A 20,316-nucleotide genomic window follows, 5' to 3' on the forward strand; every position below is an offset into this window, starting at 1 on the left:
CACTATAAATTATACCCAAAGTGGTACAGTAACCTGTTGCTATCCGGACCGTAACTGCTATCTTCCTGAGAATCAATATAAAGATACCTATACGAACACTTATTACAAGACCATTGTAAAGAATGAATACTGTGATGGACACATTACAACCAATGAATATTCATACGGTATGAATTGGATATATAACTATGCTTCATACACTGGATATTGTGCTACCCCTGGCAGTAGCAATTTACAGACTTATGTTGTGCCTCAACATGAGGATTCTGCGGCATATTGTGCGTCTCAAGTAACGCGCTATCTCTATACCACCATATCCATTCCGGCTAATTGTAATGACTGTTATGATTCTTCCGACCCCTGTTGCGGCAGCACCGATAAATGTTGTGGCAAGGGCCCCTGTTGTGGTGATCCCTGCTGTGGTGATGTCTGCTGCCAGAACCAAGGGGAATAGAACAATGATGGAAATTGCCTGATTTAATGTTGACCATGAAATTGAAATGAGATTCAGGAGGTTATCAAATGCTCAGATGGTCAAAGAATTTTTCTCATAGTTTTTGTTTTCTTTTAACAATTACATCACTGTCGGTGTTTCCTGTTTGTGCCCATGCAGGAACGGATGCGAAAAGTGCCGACGAAGCCGCTATCCAAGCTCTCAGCGCAGAAGGCAGCGATGCTGGCACCAACAATCCCGCCTATGCCGGCAAACCTGTAAGTCTAAATGGCGGTGCAGAAACATTTCAACGGACAGACCTGACCTTAGGCAATCTGTTACCCATCAGCATCAAGCGCCGTTACAACAGCAAATCAGGTTATGACAGCCCCTCCGGCTACGGCTGGGCGCACAACTACGACAAGCGCCTGTACACCTATTCCGACGGATCAGTAGTCATTCGCAAAGAGACCGGCTGGAAGCGTCAGTTTACTCCATCAGGAGTAGGATTTATCACCCCTGTCGGTGAGACCGGAATCCTTACCATCAACCAAGACGGCAGCTACACCTATACGGAAAAAGACGGCGGCAAAGAACTTTATGATCCGAAGGGCCGTTTAGTGAAAATGACAGATCCCAATGGGAGTTACCTGATTCTCAGCTACGAATCTGCCACCAGGTTCAGTCTGTGGGGCCTCCTTCCTTGGAATATCAATCAGACGAATCCCCTGAAGGTCGCCTATGACTATCATCTGAGCAGGATCGATGAATTCACCCCCTCCGGAACCACCACCGGCGCATGGGTCACCTTCCAGTACGACACATCTACCGGCAGGCTTACCAGCATCAGTGACAGCCTGGGAAGAAACGTCACCTATGGGTACGACACCATCGGCAACCTTGCCTCAGTTGTCACGCCCCTTAGCTCCGCCCAGTATGCATACACAGACCCCACCAACAAGCACCTGATGACCACGGTCGACGAAGGAGACGGCCCTTATGCAAACACCTACGACAAGGCCGGACGAGTCGTTCGCCAGACCCACGGCACAGGGCAGATCGACATCGAATACACCGTCCCCAGAAAAACAACCAAAGTCACCACCACCATAAAAGATGGCACCGGTCTGTTGCTCAATACCAACATCCGCACCGTCGAGTTCGACGACAATGGCCAGGTAGCCAAAGAAACAGACACATTGGGCAACGTGACCACATATATCCGTAATCAACAGACCTGGATCACCCGCAAAGAGCAGTGGGAGAATACCGGCACCATAGCCAGTCCGACGCTCGTACTGAAAGCAGCCATAAATTATACCTACGACAGCATCGGCAATGTACTTACCAGCACTCAGGCGCCGGGCACACCCCAAGAAAAGCAAGCTATCTATACCTACGACCCCACCTTCAATCATCAAACCAGCGAAAGCGCAGCCAGCGTCGTCAACCCGGCAATCAGCAAGATAACCAGCCATACTTACGACAGCAAAGGCAATCGCCAGAGCACCACCGAGACCGGCCTGCTCGGAGATGGCACCCCATACAGCTACGCCACTACCTATGAAAACGATGCCAATGGCAGAGTGACAAGGATCGACGGCCCCCGCACCGACGTGCAGGACGTCACTACCTTTACCTATGACGCCAACGGCAATATGCTGACAAAGACCGAAGCCTTAATCGGCACCACCCGTTATGACAACTACGACGCCCTGGGCAACCCAGGCACCATTACCGATCCAAACGGCAATGCCACCACCTACACCTATGACACCGCAGGCAGGGCACTATTCGTCAAAGCCCCCGGAGACATAAACCCCACCGAATACACCTATACCACCGGCGGGTGTGGCAGCTGCGGCGGATCAACCAACCGCATCGCCTCCATCATCCAGCCCGAAGGAAACCGTATCGACTATACCTATGACACCAACGGCAAACTGACCAAGATTGCCGATAGCCAGAATAACAGCATCAACTACAGCTACGACAGCGAAGGGAACAAACTGAAAGAAGAGATCAAAGATCCGTCAGGCATCCTGCAAAAGACCATCAGCTACCAATACGACGTCATCAACCGCCTCAAGCAGATCAAAAACCCCGATGCCACCTACACCGAATTCGGCTACGACGCCCTCGGCAACCGAACCAGCAGCAAAGACCCCAAACAAAACCTGACCACCAGCCAGTACGACGCCCTGAGCCGCCTCACCGCCACCATCCAGCCCGGCAATGTCACCACCGGCTTCACTTACGATACAAATAACAACCTGACCACCGTAACCGACGCCAACAGCAACAGCACCACCTACAAATACGACGATCTGGGCAGGGTCTACCAGACCATCTCCCCTGATACCAACACCACCACCTACAGTTATGACCCTGCAGGCAATCTCAAAACCAAGACCGACGCAAAAGGCATTATCATTGCTTACACCTACGACGACGCCAATAGGCTCACCAGAACAAGCTTCCCCACAGACCCCGCCATCACCTACAGCTACGACACCTGTATAAATGGCAAGGGAAGAGTCTGCACCATCACCGACCAGAGCGGCACAACCACCTACGAGTACACCAAGAAGGGACAGATAGCCAAAGAGACCAGAACCATCGACGGCATTGCCTACATCACCCAGTACACCTACGACATGAACGGCAACACGAAAACGATCATCTACCCGAGCGGCAGGGTTATCACCTACAGCTACAGCAACGACAAGCCTACCACCGTCAGCAGTACCTACGCAGGCATAACCACCACAATAGCAAACAACATAAGTTACAAACCCTTCGGCGGGATGACAGCACTTACCTACGGCAACGGTTTAGCAAGAACCATCACCTACGACAACCAGTACCGCATCAGCACCATGATTACCGGCACCCTGCAAAACCTCACTTACGGCTACGACGCCAACGGCAACATCACCGCTATCACCAATACTCTCGACAATACCAAGAACAAGAGTTATACCTACGACAGCCTCGACCGGCTCGGCAGCGGCACCGGCCCATGGGGCACCATCACCTGGACATATGACGGCGTCGGCAACAGGCAAACCCAGATCGACAGCAGCGGCACCAGCAGCTACAGCTATCAGTCCGGCAGCAACAGGCTAACAGGAATCACAGGAGCAAACCCAGCAACCTTCGGCTACGACACCAACGGCAACACAGCAACTGAAAACGGCAAGATCTACACCTATAACCAGAATCAGCGATTGATCCAGGCAGCAGCAAATGAGACCGGCAGCTACAGTTACAACGCCCAGGGCCAACGCACCAAGAAGACCGTCAATGGCGTCACCACCTATTTCATCTTCGACCAGCAAGGGCAACTGTTAACCGAATCAGCCACCAATGGCACACAAGCGGAATACATCTACCTGAGCAACCAGCCACTGGCCAAGATCGACGCCACCGGCACGAACTATGTCCACACCGATCATCTGGGCACGCCTACCATGATGACCGATGCGGCCGCAACAAAAGTTTGGGAGATAGAGGCCAGACCATTCGGGGACAGTGCAAACATTACCGGCACAGCCTCTCTTAATCTTCGCTTCCCAGGCCAGTACGCAGATAGTGAATCAGGGTTAAACTACAATTACTTCAGGGATTACAATCCAGGCATTGGTAGGTATATCCAAGCTGATCCGGTTGGGCTAGATGAGGGCGTCACTCTGTTCATTTATTCTGGTAACGATCCCATTTTGAACGAAGATCCTCTAGGTTTGTGGGTAAAAAGGTGTTCGAGAGCACTTGGGAATAAAAATAAACCTAAGACTTCCAAATACAACCCTTTAAGGCATGACTACTTGAGTGTAAGCGGTACATTCGTTGGATTTCAGAGGGGTAGCAACATGCTTTGGAGTAAAGGAAGGGTAGATGTAGGTAAGGATAAAGAAGAAGATAACGGCAAATGCCATACTACAATTTGTAGTGATGACAGATTCGATAAGTATGTTATGGCGTTTGTGGACTATGCTCCAACTTATTGCATAGCAGCTAACCCAGACACAATACAACATGCTGCTGGTGCCAGAAACTGCCAAACTTGGGCAGATACAGTTATAAAAAAGGCAAAAGAGAATTACAGAAAGAATGAAACCTGCCCAAAGTGCTAACGGAGGAACAATGGCAGAAATTAAAGAACTAATACTTGCTTTGTTTTTTGCACAAACTATTATACTGACCCAATCACCAATTTCAATCAGTGAAAATTGGACAGATGTGCCACTCAACAAGCCGTTAAAGGTAATAAATGAAGGTGCAACATTGTATGTAGATGTTACAGAAATATCGAAACTAGAAAGAAATATAGAAAAACTAGATAAGATGTTCCCAAAACATTGTCTTATTGCGATATTGCAAGACAAAAATGGACAGAGTTTCACTTTTATGAACGAAAGTGCCTACTCGTTTACCAATAAGAACACTTCACTCATATTAGTCAGCAGTAGCAGGCTAGATAAAAAAACACCGTTTATCAAGCTGAAAGTCAAAAGTTCTGTCAGGTTAAAAAATGTCAAAATTAGTTGGTCTAACTACGAGAAGTAACTTATATGCAAATAAACGAGCCTGTAAAATCGTTTGTGTAAATGGCCATATTCGGTTATCACCAACCGAAGGAGAAACTGATGGCCACTACCGACGAACTGCTTGATGCACTGATGAAAGACTACAAGAAGCCCGAAGACCTAATTGGCGAGAATGGGCTTCTGAAACAACTGACCAAGAAGCTGCTGGAGCGGGCAATGCAGGCCGAGATGACCGAGCATCTAGGCTACGAGAAGCACGCCCCCAACGGAGCCAACAGCGGTAACTCCCGCAATGGCAGCTACAAGAAGACGGTCAAAGGAGATTTCGGCAACCTTGAAATGACAGTCCCTCGGGACCGCCAGTCATCCTTCGAGCCGATCATCGTCCCCAAAGGAGAGAGCCGCTTTACCGGCTTCGATGACAAGATCATCTCCATGTATGCCCGTGGCATGACCACGCGGGATATTCAGGGGCACCTGGAGGAAATCTACGGTGTAGAAGTCTCCCCAACCCTGGTATCACAGGTCACCCAAGCCGTTACCGAAGAAATTACCCTATGGCAGAATCGCCCGCTTGATGACGTGTACCCGATCATGTACCTCGATGCCGTGCGGGTTAAAGTCAGGCACGAAGGACGGGTGATCAACAAAGCTGTTTACCTGGCCATTGCCGTTACCTTCACCGGGGTCAAAGAAAGTCCTCGGCATGTGGACTGCCGAAACCGAGGGTGCCAAGTTCTGGCTCCAGGTAGTTACGGAACTGAAGAACCTAGGCGTCAAGGACATCTTCATCGCCTGCGTCGATGGACTCAAAGGCTTCCCTGAGGCCATCGAAGCGGTATTTCCTAAAACCCAGGTTCAGCTCTGCATCGTCCACATGGTGCGCCACAGCCTGAATTACGTGTCCTGGAAGCAGCGCAAGGAAGTTGCCGACGATCTGAAGCAGATCTACCAGGCAGCAACCCTGCAGCAGGCCGAAGCGAATCTGGAAGCATTCGAAACCAAGTGGAGTGCCACCCATCCGACCATCGGCAAATCGTGGTGCAGGAACTGGGAGCGGATCATTCCCTTCTTCTCCTATCCGCCTGAAATCCGGAAAGCCATTTATACAACCAACGCCATAGAATCGCTGAACATGTCGCTGCGGAAGGTCACCAAGAACCGGGCATCATTCCCAAACGACGAAGCTATGCTGAAACTGCTCTACCTAGCCCTGAAGAACATCGAGAAAAAGTGGACTATGCCGATCAGAGACTGGAAATCGGCACTCAACCAGTTCACCATTATGTTTGAAGAAAGAATGCCTGCTCTTTAAACCGAAAGCCATTTACACAAAATTATTTACAGGACCCCCCAGCGGGTTTCACTTTTTTCCTAAAAACAACTTTGTCGATTTAATAATTCCTTTCCTGGTTGTGTGGGCTGCCTCCTTTGTTTATACCGGCATAATAGGCGGGATACTTTGGATGCCTTTACATAAATTTAAATCAGACAACATTCTAACATACATCCTTATTGCCATTGTATTCACATCTTTATTGTCACTTGGCACGAATCATGGTGTATCGCTATTGGGGATAGGCATGAGTTCAACAAATGCAATAATGATAAGATTGCTAGAAATTAAGATATTCAAACTCAGTAATAAAGCCACCTGACAGCCTGGCTCCGATATCGGAAAGTGAGCCTTTTTCATCAGCGTCTAAGCCCCCATCAGGAGCTTTGCACTGGCACAGGACTCAAAATATTAGAAACAGAGGTGCTCATGGTGATTTTTAATATGAGAGCAATAATAGTCGTGGCTGCATTGCTTCAAGCAGTGCCAGTATATGCCGATACTCCGTGCCAAGCTCTTCAACGACAACTAGATTACTATTTACATGACATTATTGGTTGTCACTATACTGCGGAGTATAGTGATAGAAATATAAATATCTATAAAGAATGTGATCCACCACCAACCGTCAAAACTATCACTTATTCAGCCGGTGGAGTCACTCGCACTGTAACTGATACAGCACAATGCTGTAGTAAATCTCCTTGTTATGAACGAGATAGGTATTATGAGGAATTTACCACCATTTATTACAACACTCGGGTTGAATACGCATATTGTGATAACACTTCAACAGTTGAAGAATTCGGGTATGGAGCTTTTCCTGAATATCCATTCGTGTCTTCAGCAATATGTGGCATAACATATCCTATTAGACCACCCACTGTTTTAACTTATGGTTGTCCAAGTCCCCAAAAAACCTTAGAGGCAACCTTAGATATCCCACCCGAATGTAAGTGTTTAGATCCGAATGATCCTTGTTGCAACAGCACGGATGAATGTTGTGGCAAAGGGCCTTGCTGTTATGACCCTGCCTGCTGCGGAGATGTATGCTGTCAGGGTAAAGGCGTAAATGGCGCGATAGACAGTATTTTCGGCCAGGCGAAGTAAAGGGTCAGGCCGTCAACACTGTACACACTTCTTTCCTTTTGCTAAGGTGATGTAAAATCCCGGCAGACAGAGGAGACACATGTGGCCGACCATCAGAAACTGGGAAGCTACCCGTGGAGTGGCCATGTAGTATTACTCGGTAAGCGGGCCATGGAAGGTCATGAGACGGACGAGGTACTGACACGTTTTGGAAATACCAGGGCACGCGCAGTTCGTGGCTATTGGCAGTTCGTCGCCGATGGAATTACCACAGGACATCGCCAGGATCTGGTCGGGGGCGGACTTAAGCGCAGCCAGCCCGATTGCATGGAGATCAAAGAAATAGCCGCCTTTGATGAGCGAATCCTCGGCAGTGGCGGGTTTGTGGAAAAGTTGACCCAGGGGGCCAGCGTGGTGGAGAAGAATAAACCACGTCTTGCCTTGGTTGAATTGCTAGACAGAGTCTGTGCCGTGACCGGAGTGGTTGCAGACCGAATGCAGTGTTCCGGCAAAGAGCGCACCGTAGCACGGGCAAAAGCTATCTTCTGCTACTTGGCAGTACGTGAGTATGGCTATACGGGCACAGAGGCCGGGAAGGTCGTAGGGATCGGCTCGGCAGGCGCGTCTATAGCGGCCAGACGGGGAGCGGAGTTATTGAAGAGTTACCCGGAGCTGGGGATATAAAATTGAAGGGGAGGCAGTTAGTTGATTAGCTAACAACGTCCCTCCCAAGGACCCCTGAAAACCACAAGTTTAATGTGATTGATAAAGGGTGGATCGAAGCCAATGAGTTAAGTGTAGGTGACAAAATAATCACAAGAAATGGAAACGCATATGTTAAATCAATTATGTTTATAAAAACAGAAATACCTGTTCACGTATTTAATATTGAGGTAGAAAATAATGATAACTATCAAATTCAAGAAATGGGCGTAGTTGTAGTAGATAGATGGAATGCAGAAGCATTTTCATGTAAACCATAGCTTTAATGGTCAATACTCATATACTAATAAGGAAGAATTAAATGTATGACTGGTTCTATGAACAACTTAAATCAATAAAATACAAAAATTTTCATATTGTCGAACCAATAGATCAAAAAACGATAGAAAATTTGAAAGTAAGACTTGGCGGGCTTCCAAAGACATATGCGGATTTTCTACAATCTTTTGGGAAAGCCAAGCTATATCATGAACAGCACTACTATATCGTTGGCGTTTATCCATTGTATCCTGAATCAATAGATGAGAGCGGAGAGACGTTCTACTGCTTTGGCCATTATGATGCTGCATCCGCTGGTTTTAAAGCAGCAGACATAAATGGGGGAAATGAAGCCGCAGTATTTGAAATGAACTCTTCTGGCAATTTAACAAGAGTAGCAAATGACTTTGCTAGTTGGTTTTTTGATAGATGCACTTTAGCGAGGAAGCGGTACTCCAAAAAAGAATGGGAAAAGATTTTAAATGAGCCCAAACCGTTCAACAATCGTGAGGTTGCCGTCGCTGAAGCCAGAAAGCTGTTTCAATGGCAGTTACTTGAGCGGACGCCGCAAGGCACCTTTCGGTTCCGCATATACAATAACTCCAAAACAGTTCTGCCATTTTTGACAGTAGGAATTCGACATAATGAGAATAAGTTCGAAGGGGGAATATGGATCCCGGTAAGGCATGTTACTCCTGGACAGGTTAGAGATGTTGAAGCGAAGCCTTATCCTCACATTCCTATTGAGGAGCAAATTCCGTTTTCTATGCCTGATCCCACTCCTGAAGATAGAGCGATGTACTGGGAGTTCAGGAAAGCAGATCGTTAAGCGCTGGTGAACAGGGATGTGAGAAGTATCAGCTCAGCAGTGAGACGCCTTCGGAGAGGATGCAGGAGACACCGAAGTTGGCGGAGAGGATGTCGTCACTTAAAGCTCTTCTTGAGGCCAACCGTAGGTGTCAGGGCCAACCGTAGGTGTCAGGCTTGACATTCGGACATTTGGCCAACCGTAGGTGTCAGGCTTGACATTCGGACATTTTGATATATTGTTTCCCCATGGCCCGTAAACCTCGCATACATTACCCCGGCGCTGTCTACCACGTTATTCTGCGTGGCAATGCCGGCGAACCACTCTTTTTCAAGGATCGTGACCGATTTCGTTTCTATCTGCACATGCAGGAAGTAATAGAACGATTTCGTTGCCGGATTCACGGATTTTGCTGTATGACTAACCATGTCCATCTGATTTTGCAGGTGGAAGAGATTCCCCTCTCGCGTATCATGCAGAGTCTGTCGCTTAAATACACCAGATGGATCAATTACACCCGCCGGCGCACCGGGCATCTCTTCCAGGGACGCTACAAGGCAATCATGTTGGATGCTGACGCTTACCTGCTCGAACTCGTCCGTTATGTCCATCTCAACCCCGTGCGGGCCGGAATGACAGAATGCCCTGAAGGCTACCGCTGGAGCGGTCATAATGCGTATCTCGGCAAGGAGATGCTCCCGTGGCTGACGACCGAATGGGTACTTGCCCTGTTCTCGGGGGAAATCAACGCGGCCATCCAGCATTATCGGCAGTTTCTTTTAGATGGCATTGCCGAGGGAAGAAGAAATGAATTCCATAGTGGCACATGCGAGGGACGGATTCTTGGTGATGATTGTTTCGCAGATAAAGCGCTGACAAGGGCGAACCAGCATTGGCGGCGTGAATGGCAACTTGACGAACTCATCGATGCCATCTGCCGTCGTTATGGAATAGCAGCGAAAGAACTCAAAGCGCCTGGAAAGAAGAGGCCATTCAGCGAGGCAAGAGCAGTTGCTGCAGTTCTTGTCCAGGAATCACCGCATCTCACCCTGACAGAACTAGGCAAGGTGCTGCAACGTGATATCACTGCCCTTGGCAAGGCAGCGCAGCGCTTGATCCGGCAGGCTGATGCTCGGCTGATAAAACTCCTTGAGGAGTTACGGGGCGAGATGGAAGAAATGTCCGAAAGTCAAGCCTGACACCCCATTCCGCCCTGACACCCCATTCCGCCCCAAATAAACCGGCCCCCGCACCCACGTGCAGGACGTCACCACCTTCACTTACGACGCCAACGGCAACATGCTGACAAAGACCGAAGCTTTAATCGGCACCACCCGTTATGACAACTACGACGCCCTGGGCAACCCAGGCACCATTACCGATCCAAACGGCAATGCCACCACCTACACCTATGACACCGCAGGCAGGGCACTATTCGTCAAAGCCCCCGGAGACATAAACCCCACCGAATACACCTATACCACCGGCGGGTGTGGCAGCTGCGGCGGATCAACCAACCGCATCGCCTCCATCATCCAGCCCGAAGGAAACCGTATCGACTATACCTATGACACCAACGGCAAACTGACCAAGATTGCCGATAGCCAGAATAACAGCATCAACTACAGCTACGACAGCGAAGGGAACAAACTGAAAGAAGAGATCAAAGATCCGTCAGGCATCCTGCAAAAGACCATCAGCTACCAATACGACGTCATCAACCGCCTCAAGCAGATCAAAAACCCCGATGCCACCTACACCGAATTCGGCTACGACGCCCTCGGCAACCGAACCAGCAGCAAAGACCCCAAACAAAACCTGACCACCAGCCAGTACGACGCCCTGAGCCGCCTCACCGCCACCATCCAGCCCGGCAATGTCACCACCGGCTTCACTTACGATACAAATAACAACCTGACCACCGTAACCGACGCCAACAGCAACAGCACCACCTACAAATACGACGATCTGGGCAGAAGGAGCCTATGGGGTCAGGCTTGACTTTCGGATATTTACGGTGATGGAAAATCTTAAGGGGACGTTCCTGCTTTATGAAAATCTTAAGGGGACGTTCCGAAAATCTTAAGGGGGCGTCCCTGCTTTATTGCATTAGCCAACATTTCCGCACCGACGTGCAGGATGTCACCACCTTCACCTACGACGCCAATGGCAACATGCTAACAAAAACTGAGCCTCTCATTGGCACCACCACCTACGACAATTACGATGCCCTGGGCAATCCCGGCACCATCACCGATGCCAACGGCAATGCCACCATCTATACCTATGATGCTGCCGGTCGGGTGCTGACCGTCAAGGCCCCTGGGGATACCAACTATACCGAATATATCTACACCGCCAGTGGCTGCGGCAGTTGCGGCGGGGCCACTACCCGCATCGGCACCATCATCCAGCCCGAAGGCAATCGCATCGACTATACCTATGACACCAACGGCAAACTCCAAAAAATCACCGACAGCCAGAATAACAGCATCAACTACAGCTACGACAGCGAAGGGAACAAGCTGAAAGAAGAGATCAAAGACCCGTCAGGCATCCTGCAAAAGACCATCAGCTACCAATACGACGTCATCAACCGCCTCAAGCAGATCAAAAACCCCGATGCCACCTACACCGAATTCGGCTACGACGCCCTCGGCAACCGAACCAGCAGCAAAAACCCCAAACAAAACCTGACCACCAGCCAGTACGACGCCCTGAGCCGCCTCACCGCCACCATCCAGCCCGGCAATGTCACCACCGGCTTCACTTACGATACAAATAACAACCTGACCACCGTAACCGACGCCAACAGCAACAGCACCACCTACAAATACGACGATCTGAACGGGCGGCTAGGGGGACGTTGCTTGCTAATTAACTATTGTCACTGAGCAATAGTTATGTTGGCTTGCGCTCATGCCACGCCAACCACGTCTTGACATACCCGACGTCCTCCATCACATCATTGTTCGCGGGATCGAACGCCGTGACATTTTCGCTGAAGATGCTGACAAGGAACGTTTTGTGGCAAGCCTTTCTGCCCTGCTCACGAAAAGCGCCACCAAGTGTTATGCTTGGGCGCTCATGTCAAACCATTTACATCTGCTTCTCATGCCGACCAGAGTTTCTCTTGCTGAAACCATGCGCCGTCTGCTGACCGATTATGCCGTTTACTTTAATCGCAAATATCAGCGCTGCGGCCATCTGTTCCAGAACCGCTACAAGTCCATACTCTGCGAGGAGGATCCTTACTTTCTCGAACTTGTGCGCTATATCCATTTGAACCCGCTACGAGCGGGCATGGTTTCCGATATGAATGAACTGGGAAGCTACCCGTGGAGTGGCCATGCAGTATTACTCGGTAAGCGGGCCATGGAAGGTCAGGAGACGGACGAGGTACTGACACGTTTTGGAAATACCAGGGCACGCGCAGTTCGTGGCTATTGGCAGTTCGTCGCCGATGGAATTACCACAGGACATCGCCAGGATCTGGTCGGGGGCGGACTTAAGCGCAGCCAGCCCGATTGCATGGAGATCAAAGAAATAGCCGCCTTTGATGAGCGAATCCTTGGCAGTGGCGGGTTTGTGGAAAAGTTGACCCAGGGGGCCAGCGTGGTGGAGAAGAATAAACCACGTCTTGCCTTGGTTGAATTGCTAGACAGAGTCTGTGCCGTGACCGGAGTGGTTGCAGACCGAATGCAGTGTCCCGGCAAAGAGCGCGCCGTAGCACGGGCAAAAGCTATCTTCTGCTACTTGGCAGTACGTGAGTATGGCTATACGGGCACAGAGGCCGGGAAGGTCGTAGGGATCGGCTCGGCAGGCGCGTCTATAGCGGCCAGACGGGGAGCGGAGTTATTGAAGAGTTACCCGGAGCTGGGGATATAAAATTGAAGGGGAGGCAGTTAGTTGATTAGCTAACAACGTCCCTCCCAAGGACCCTCCCAAGGACCCTCCCAAGGACCAACAACGTCCCTCCCAAGGACCCTCCCAAGGACCTCCCTCCCAAGGACCCTCCCAAGGACCCTCCCAAGGACCCTCCCAAGGACCCTCCCAAGGACCCTCCCAAGGACCCTCCCAAGGACCCCAATCAGCCACTTTCCCAAATCGGTATCAATGATTTCTCGGGATATGTGTCCCCACGTTGTTAAAAATGGAATGCGGTGATCCGAATGTGAAATTAGGCTTGGCGGCTCCTCGGAAAGGCCCAGTTAGGCTTACGTCGCCGCGCCTTGCCGGGAACCGAAATCCCTCGAAATTCTGGCAGAGAACTAACCTTAGAGGGCACTAGAAGTCAACTTCGACCTGCAGAACATCCAGGAATTTGTTGAAGGCTGTAAAGAGTTCCATGACGCCAAGTGCTTCAATTATCTCGGCATCGATAGCGCCTGTTTGCTTGAGCGCAGCAAACTCTTCATCGGGAACTCGCAATGGAGTGGTGTTTGCTTTCCGGGCAAAGGATATCAGTGCCCGTTCCTTGGTAGTGAAATTCGCCTGCTCCAGGTCTTCTTCAATTGATCTTATCTCTTCCTCAGACACTCCAATTGCCCGCAACGCTCCCGTGTGAGCCGCGACACAGTAAGCACAGCCATTATCTCGTGAAACCAGAACGGCAATGGCCTGTTTGGTCTTCTGGCTTAACGTTCCCTCTCCCATTACCGCCTTTACCTTGTTCCAGTTGGCCTTGAGTAACGGCAGGTGATTGGCATAGGTGAGAAAGAGGTTCGGGACTTTCCCGAATGCACCTTCTATCTCGGCGAAAACTTCTTTTACTTCTTTTGTGGCTGTCGTTACGTCATAGGTTGCTATCCTGGCCATTTTCTTGTCCTCCATTTCTGAATAGTGTACCCAGTCTCTCTGTTCAAGTTCGCAAATCTAGAGTGATTCGTAATGTCTCAATACACTCTTTCATCGGCCGCTCATCCTTTTTGAGCCGGGACATCATGATGCCACCCTCTATAGTTGCGATGATGTGTTTTGCCAAAGCTTCACTACGGCGGATGAAGGGGGGCAGTATTCGACCCACCCCTTTCTTTTTTGTTGTTGATGCAATATAGTTCCCGATGCCAGCAGTCTGTCGGACTTAGGAATGAATCTGCTGCTATCCTCTTGCTGCGATCCCCTAAGTCACTCCTAGCCGAAAGGAAACCAAGCATATGAGCCGAACCCTTATTAGTATGATTGAGCAGATGGAGCCGGGAGTGGTAATCCTCAACGATGATCTGACGGTCTCTTCCGTGAGCAGCATGATTTTCCTGATTTTCGGTCATATCCCTCGCGAGCGGGTCTTTGCTGGAGACCTCCTGGGCATTCACAGTGAGGAGGCACGCGCCAAGGTAAAGGAGATGTTGCGGCTGGCACGCCAGGCACAGAGGCATATTCCGCTCTCGCTCAAATTTGTCACCAGTGAAGGCCAGGACCGATACCTGCTGATCAAGCTGATAACTATTGTAGGCCGTGAATCCTCCGACGACAAGACCTGCGCCCTGTTTTACGATATAACCCCCTTCACCCTGGCTGAGCGCAAACTTACCAGGGTGCCGGTCACTTCCCGTGGTGAGATCCATCTCCTCAAGCCGGAAGAGATCGTTTACCTCAAGGCTGACAATATCTATTCCATGATCTGTACCGAATCGGGCGAATACCATAGCGACCTGTCCATCGGCGCCATTGAAAAACGCCTTCCCGGCGAAATGTTTTTCCGCATTCACCGCAGTTTCCTTGTCAATATCACCAGAATCCGCAAGGTTCATCGCGAGCGCCACGAATGCACTGTGGAAGCCGGAGGAGGCGAGGTGCGCCTGCCGGTCAGCCGCGACAAGCTGCAAGGTTTTCTGGTGGAAATGGGTCTTAAATAACCCTAGGAGTCTGTCGGACTTAGAATGAATCGGCTGCGAAAATGGCAAATCGGTCCGGATCTCCGTAAATTTTCGACAAATAGTCCACTATTCGCTCTCAAATTTCCAAATATCCGTCCTCGATTTTCCATTCTCTCGCTTCGATCCCTAAGTCCGACAGACTCCTAGCCCGTACCATTCACTTCATTTTTCCTACCTTCCACAAGCCCGATACCTCTTCCGCAAGATCCCGCTGTTTCACTTCTTCTCCGTAGCGTATACCTGAAAAATCATTACAACGTTTACGAGGAGGACAGCATGGACGTGGCATACGAGGGTCATGACAAGCGCAGCGCTGATCCGGCAGCCGTGGAGATGCTGCGGATTGCCGACCGGGAGGGGTATGCAACAATTTGGGAACGCTATGAAAAACAGCAGCCCCAGTGCAGCTACGGCCAGTTGGGAACCTGCTGCCGGATCTGCTCCATGGGGCCCTGCCGGATCGACCCCTTTGGCGATGGTCCGACCCATGGCGTCTGCGGGGCTACCGCCGATACTATCGTGGCTCGTAACCTGGCGCGCATGGCTGCCGTCGGCTCTTCTTCCCATTCCGACCATGGCCGTAAGGTGGCCCTGCTGCTCAAGGCAGTGGCAGACGGCAGCAATACTGATTACCAGATCAGCGATGAAAAGAAACTATTGGCCGTGGCAACCCGCCTCCACATCCCCATCACCGGTCGCTCATTACCAGGGGTGGCTGCCGATGTGGCGGCTGTCGCCCTTGACTGTTTCGGCAATCAAGGCGAAGAGCCGCTGGTTTTCATGGAAAAGTATATGCCCGCCAAACGATTCCAGCGTCTGAAGGGGCTGGAGGAGACTCTTTACAAAACTACCGGGGCCAAGACCGGCCTTCTGCCCAGGGCTATTGATCGCGAGGCGGTGGATATCCTGCATCGTACCCACTTCGGCTGTGATCACGATCCTCTTTCCCTGGTGGCGCAGTCCATAAGGTGCTCCCTGTCCGACGGCTGGGGCGGTTCACTCATTGCCACCGAGCTGCAGGATATCCTGCTGGGGTCGCCGACAATCAGGCCTGTCAAGGCCAATCTGGGAGTCCTGGAAGCGGAAAGCGTCAATGTCGTTGTCCATGGTCACGAGCCGATCCTGTCGGCCAAGGTGGGGGAGATGGCCCAGTCGGAGGAGTGTCGCCGGGCGGCTGAGGCTATTGGAGCCAAACGGGTAAACGTGGTGGGGCTCTGCTGTACCGGCAACGAGGTATTGCTTCGCCAGGGGGTTGGCATGGCCGGCAACGAATCCCACAGCGAACTTGCTATCATGACTGGGGCGGTGGATGCCATGGTGGTGGACGTCCAGTGCATCTATCCGGCTCTTGCCGATCTCTCTTCCTGCTTTCACACAAAGTTCATTACCACCAGCGAGCAGGCCAAGATCCCCGGCGCCTTGCACATCCAGTTCGAGGAGCAACATGCCGACGCAATTGCCACCCGGATCATCAAGACCGCCATCGCCGCCTTTCCCAATCGCAACAAGGCCAGGGTCCATATCCCACAACACAGCTCCACTGCCATTGTGGGATTTACGGTGGAGGAGATCCTCAAGGCACTGGGGGGCACTCCCCAGCCCCTCGTCGACCTGATCGTCAACGGCACTATCAAGGGGGTCGCGGGGATCGTCGGCTGCAACAACGTGAAGGTGCAACAGGACTTTTTTCACCGGGTATTGACGACGGAACTAATCAAGCGGGACATCCTGGTAATCGGTACCGGCTGCTGGGCCATTGCCGCCGCCAAGTCCGGGCTGATGGACTTGCCTGCCCAGGATCTGGCGGGGTCGGGCCTGAAAGCGGTCTGCAAACAGTTGGGAATTCCGCCGGTGCTGCACATGGGATCGTGTGTGGATTGTTCTCGAATGCTCAACCTGGCCGGGGCCATTGCCGACCATCTCGCGGTGGATATCTCCGACCTGCCGCTGGTAGGTTCGGCACCGGAATGGACCACAGAAAAGGCCGTAGCCATCGGTTCATATTTTGTCGGCTCCGGAATTCCTGTACATCTCTGGCCTCTGCCGCCAATTCTGGGAGGTCCGGAAGTAACCAGAATACTGACCCAGGATGCCAGGGACTTGCTGGGGGGATGGTTTTTCGTGGAAGAGGACCCGGTGGCCACAGCCGATCAGATGGAAAAAATCATCATGGAGCGGCGCGGTGCGCTGGGTATATAGAACAGGAGGGAGGTCCCATGTGTCAACCGCAATCACCCGGGTTTCGAGTTGTTATCACCGGTAAAGGGGGGGTGGGCAAGACCACTCTCACCTCATGTCTGGCCACTGTCCTTGCCAGGAACGGTATCAATGTCCTGGCGGTGGATGAAGACCCGCAGATCAATCTGCCTAATGCTCTCGGAGTGGGGTTCGAGGCAGCGTCGCGTATTGTGCCACTCAATCGCCATGCCGACTACATCGAGGAAAAGACCGGCATCCGGCCGGGAAGAAGCGGCTGGGGCGCCATGTTCAAGCTGAATCCCGATGTGGACGACGTGGTAAGCCGACTCGGCTTGAGGGTGGCCGAGAATCTCAACCTGCTGGTGATGGGTACGGTCAAACAGGCCGGCGGCGGCTGCCTGTGTGCGGAAAACGTCCTCCTGGATGCCACCATCCGGCACCTTGCCTTGCGGGGCAACGAGGCTATCCTGCTGGATACCCAGGCTGGGATGGAACATTTTGGCCGGGCACTTGCCAAAGGTTTCGGTCAATGCGTGGTGGTGGCAGACAGTTCGTACAATGCCCTGAGTGTGGCCAGCCATTCTGCCGCTCTGGCCCGCCAAAGCGGAATTCCGCTGGTCTACCTGGTGGTAAACCGGGTTCTTCCCGGGGGTGCCCGACTGGCGCGTTTTCAATTGGAAAGCAGCCAACTGTTCAAGGATATTTTCGATGCCGTGATCGAGCTACCGGCCGAACCACAATTGGAGGCACTCGATCCCCATGTGGCAAGAATCATGGACTATCACCGGAGTGCATACACTACCGCCGTGACGCGGCTGGCCTCACTTTTGAATTCGCCTCCCTGCACCTGTACTGCCGACCACCACCATGGCCACAGCCATCAACACGCCCATTAATCACGGAGAAGATGCCATGAAAAGGATATTCGTGGATTATAAGAAGTGCCTGGCCTGTAAAGCCTGCGAAACCGCCTGTGCCGTGGAACATCATCCATCCGGCAACCTGTATGCCGCCCTGGGTGACCGCAAGACCCAGGTGAACGTTCGGGTGCTGGGTATCGAGCATGAGGCCTTCCCGCTTTCGTGTCGGCATTGTGACCCTGCAGACTGCCTCAATGCCTGTCCTTCCGGCGCCATCTGCCGTGACCCGGAGAGTGGGGCGGTTGTGCTAGATGCCTCACTGTGCAAGGCCTGCGCCATGTGTGCCATGGTTTGTCCTTTCGATGCCATTTCGTTCAAACAGACGCACCGTTCCTGCTATAACCGTGACGTCGCCTACAAATGCGACCTGTGCAACGGACGAATCAAGGCGGGAGACGAACCTGCCTGCGTGGCTGCCTGCCATTCCGGCGCCCTGGTCTATACCGAGAATGATGCAGCCCGGACGCAACGTGCCTCCCGAAGTCTGCGGAGTTACCTGCTGGGAGAAGAAGGCCCTCCCCCATTGCTTGAGCTGTTCCGGGAACTGCGCAGGAAAGAATTTGCCCGGCGTCGTGGAGGGCTATGATGAAGATTGTGACGGTCGGTACCGGCATGGCCGCGGCGGAATTTGTCCAGCGGCTGAGGCTGGCTGGATTCCGCGGCGAGATTGTCATGTGCAGCGACGAGAATTTCGCCCCGTATTCCCCATGCGTGATCCCTTTTTACCTGGCTGGTGAACCCCTTGACACGGTTTTCTGGAAAGGAAAGGACTTTTACCAGCACTACCGGGTGACGCCCCGCCTCTCAGACCCTGTGGTTGAAGTGGATGCGGAAAAGCGGATTGTCAGGACCGTTGCGGGAAGGGCCGAGGCCTATGACCGGTTGTTTTACGCAGCCGGTGCGCGGAGCTGGTATCCTTGCCCTGAATGGCTCGAGACGCAGGGCGTGTTCGGTTTCAAGACACTAACCGACATGGTGGCAATCGATGAATATATCAAAGAGCACAACATCAAAAAAGGGGTGGTGTTCGGTGGTGGATTCATCGGTGTCGATGCCGCCCTGGCCTTGCGGCACCGGGGCCTGGATATGATGCTGGTGCATCGCAATAACCGGATCCTCTCCCAGATGACCGACAAGGAAGGGGGGCAGTTCGCTACCCGCAAACTGGCACGGAAAACCGGCATAGACATCAGATTGAAGTGTACGGTAAGCGAGATTGTTGCAGATGGCGGTCAACTTGCTGCAGTTAAGTTATCAGACAACAGCATGATTGAAACCCGCTTGCTGATTGTTGCCATCGGCATCTCACCAAATTCGGAGCCCTTATGTGGGCATGACAAGGGGGTGCCGGTTGACCGGCAGATGCTGGCCGGCGCCGGAATATATACAGCCGGAGATGTTGCCGTCACTCCACATGCCGTTACCGGGGAGACCGGCATCTACGCCACGTACCCCAATGCCATGCAGCAAACTCGCACCGCTGCCAGGCACCTGCTGCACGGCGATGGCCAATATGCCGGATCCGTCAATACCAATGTGCTGAAAAAACACATTGATTTTCCCATAGTATCAGCCGGCAGTTTTACGGGAGAGACGGTTACCTGGCAGCAGGGGGACATCTGGCGACGGGTTTATCTGGAGGACGATATGATCAACGGCTACATCATCATCGGCGATACCCGTATTTCCGGCTATATCTATCAGCTGTACCTGTCCCGCAAGAAGGTGGATAGCACCATTAAGAAAGTCCTCTCTGCGCCCCGTCATGACGCCTATTATCGCCATATGCTGGGATGTGGTCAGGAGCCGTAATTTTCCAATAAAGCCTCCCCCCTGACTTTGTCAGCCTGTTTCAGGCAGCCTTTCCCCCCCTCAATTAACATTCCTCATTAAATACTTATGGCACTCAAAATGCTATAACGGGTCATTCGGAATTGTTTTTGCCAGAAAAATGGTCAAGAAACAAATAGCTAGTGTCCCGTGCGGTTAGTTCACCGCAAGAATTCTGAGGGATTTTGGTTACTGGCAAGGCGCGGCGACGCAGGCCTAGCAGGGCCTAAGCCAAGGAGATGCAACGCAGCCAGGGGCCAAAAGAGCCAGAATTGTAAGGAATGATTTAAC

15 protein-coding genes and 2 pseudogenes are annotated in these 20,316 nt (G+C 51.7%); 15 read left to right on the forward strand and 2 right to left on the reverse strand.

The genetic code is table 11. The annotated features are described in order from the left end of the window. Positions 1-522: 522 nt before the first annotated feature. The 10 genes and pseudogenes from GEOB_RS05140 (at position 523) to GEOB_RS05185 (ending at position 13,085) form a co-directional block, all read left to right on the forward strand. The gene (locus GEOB_RS05140; RefSeq protein WP_012646124.1) at positions 523-4,569 is read left to right on the forward strand and encodes an RHS repeat-associated core domain-containing protein; all 4,047 of its coding nucleotides are present in this window, start codon (positions 523-525) and stop codon (positions 4,567-4,569) included. 10 nt (positions 4,570-4,579) lie between these two features. Beyond that, complete coding sequence (locus GEOB_RS05145; RefSeq protein ID WP_012646125.1) at positions 4,580-5,002, forward strand: hypothetical protein; 423 nt, start codon at positions 4,580-4,582, stop codon at positions 5,000-5,002. Between the two features lie 80 nt (positions 5,003-5,082). Further along, positions 5,083-6,298 (forward strand): annotated as a pseudogene (locus GEOB_RS05150) (IS256 family transposase). 1,212 nt (positions 6,299-7,510) lie between these two features. Then, entirely contained in the window at positions 7,511-8,092 is a 582-nt protein-coding gene (locus GEOB_RS05160; protein ID WP_012646127.1) for a hypothetical protein, read from the forward strand. A 65-nt stretch (positions 8,093-8,157) separates the two neighbouring features. Further along, positions 8,158-8,391: pseudogene (locus tag GEOB_RS19700) on the forward strand (polymorphic toxin-type HINT domain-containing protein); the annotation flags it as partial. Positions 8,392-8,432: 41 nt separating this feature from the next. Continuing rightward, positions 8,433-9,218, forward strand: a complete 786-nt coding sequence (locus GEOB_RS05165; protein WP_012646128.1) for an SMI1/KNR4 family protein — start codon at positions 8,433-8,435, stop codon at positions 9,216-9,218. Positions 9,219-9,445: 227 nt separating this feature from the next. Beyond that, positions 9,446-10,396, forward strand: coding sequence for a transposase (locus GEOB_RS05170; protein WP_012646129.1), 951 nt, complete (start codon positions 9,446-9,448; stop codon positions 10,394-10,396). A 58-nt stretch (positions 10,397-10,454) separates the two neighbouring features. Next, the gene (locus GEOB_RS05175; protein WP_012646130.1) at positions 10,455-11,198 is read left to right on the forward strand and encodes an RHS repeat protein; all 744 of its coding nucleotides are present in this window, start codon (positions 10,455-10,457) and stop codon (positions 11,196-11,198) included. Between the two features lie 50 nt (positions 11,199-11,248). Next, the gene (locus tag GEOB_RS05180; protein WP_012646131.1) at positions 11,249-12,091 is read left to right on the forward strand and encodes an RHS repeat protein; all 843 of its coding nucleotides are present in this window, start codon (positions 11,249-11,251) and stop codon (positions 12,089-12,091) included. Positions 12,092-12,116: 25 nt separating this feature from the next. Next, the gene (locus GEOB_RS05185) at positions 12,117-13,085 is read left to right on the forward strand and encodes a transposase (RefSeq protein WP_012646132.1); all 969 of its coding nucleotides are present in this window, start codon (positions 12,117-12,119) and stop codon (positions 13,083-13,085) included. Positions 13,086-13,484: 399 nt separating this feature from the next. Here the strand turns inward: GEOB_RS05185 and GEOB_RS05190 are convergent, their stop codons facing one another. Next, the gene (locus tag GEOB_RS05190; RefSeq protein WP_012646133.1) at positions 13,485-14,015 is read right to left on the reverse strand and encodes a carboxymuconolactone decarboxylase family protein; all 531 of its coding nucleotides are present in this window, start codon (positions 14,013-14,015) and stop codon (positions 13,485-13,487) included. A gap of 43 nt (positions 14,016-14,058) precedes the next feature. After that, positions 14,059-14,223, reverse strand: a complete 165-nt coding sequence (locus GEOB_RS20655; RefSeq protein ID WP_407638381.1) for an LmrA/YxaF family transcription factor — start codon at positions 14,221-14,223, stop codon at positions 14,059-14,061. A gap of 130 nt (positions 14,224-14,353) precedes the next feature. Between GEOB_RS20655 and GEOB_RS05195 the strand changes: the two genes are divergently transcribed. From GEOB_RS05195 to GEOB_RS05215, 5 genes are all read left to right on the forward strand, one after another. Next, positions 14,354-15,055, forward strand: a complete 702-nt coding sequence (locus tag GEOB_RS05195; protein ID WP_012646134.1) for a LytTR family transcriptional regulator DNA-binding domain-containing protein — start codon at positions 14,354-14,356, stop codon at positions 15,053-15,055. A gap of 297 nt (positions 15,056-15,352) precedes the next feature. Further along, positions 15,353-17,275, forward strand: coding sequence for an anaerobic carbon-monoxide dehydrogenase catalytic subunit (gene cooS, locus GEOB_RS05200; protein ID WP_012646135.1), 1,923 nt, complete (start codon positions 15,353-15,355; stop codon positions 17,273-17,275). A gap of 17 nt (positions 17,276-17,292) precedes the next feature. Further along, positions 17,293-18,171 (forward strand): ATP-binding protein, encoded by an 879-nt coding sequence (locus GEOB_RS05205; RefSeq protein WP_012646136.1) that lies wholly within the window; start codon positions 17,293-17,295, stop codon positions 18,169-18,171. Between the two features lie 16 nt (positions 18,172-18,187). Continuing rightward, complete coding sequence (locus GEOB_RS05210) at positions 18,188-18,781, forward strand: 4Fe-4S dicluster domain-containing protein (protein ID WP_012646137.1); 594 nt, start codon at positions 18,188-18,190, stop codon at positions 18,779-18,781. After that, positions 18,778-20,007 (forward strand): NAD(P)/FAD-dependent oxidoreductase, encoded by a 1,230-nt coding sequence (locus GEOB_RS05215; RefSeq protein WP_230199017.1) that lies wholly within the window; start codon positions 18,778-18,780, stop codon positions 20,005-20,007. Before GEOB_RS05210 ends, GEOB_RS05215 begins: the two co-directional genes overlap by 4 nt. The last annotated feature ends 309 nt before the right edge of the window (positions 20,008-20,316 follow it).

This window comes from Geotalea daltonii FRC-32 (assembly GCF_000022265.1).
GTDB lineage: Bacteria > Desulfobacterota > Desulfuromonadia > Geobacterales > Geobacteraceae > Geotalea > Geotalea daltonii.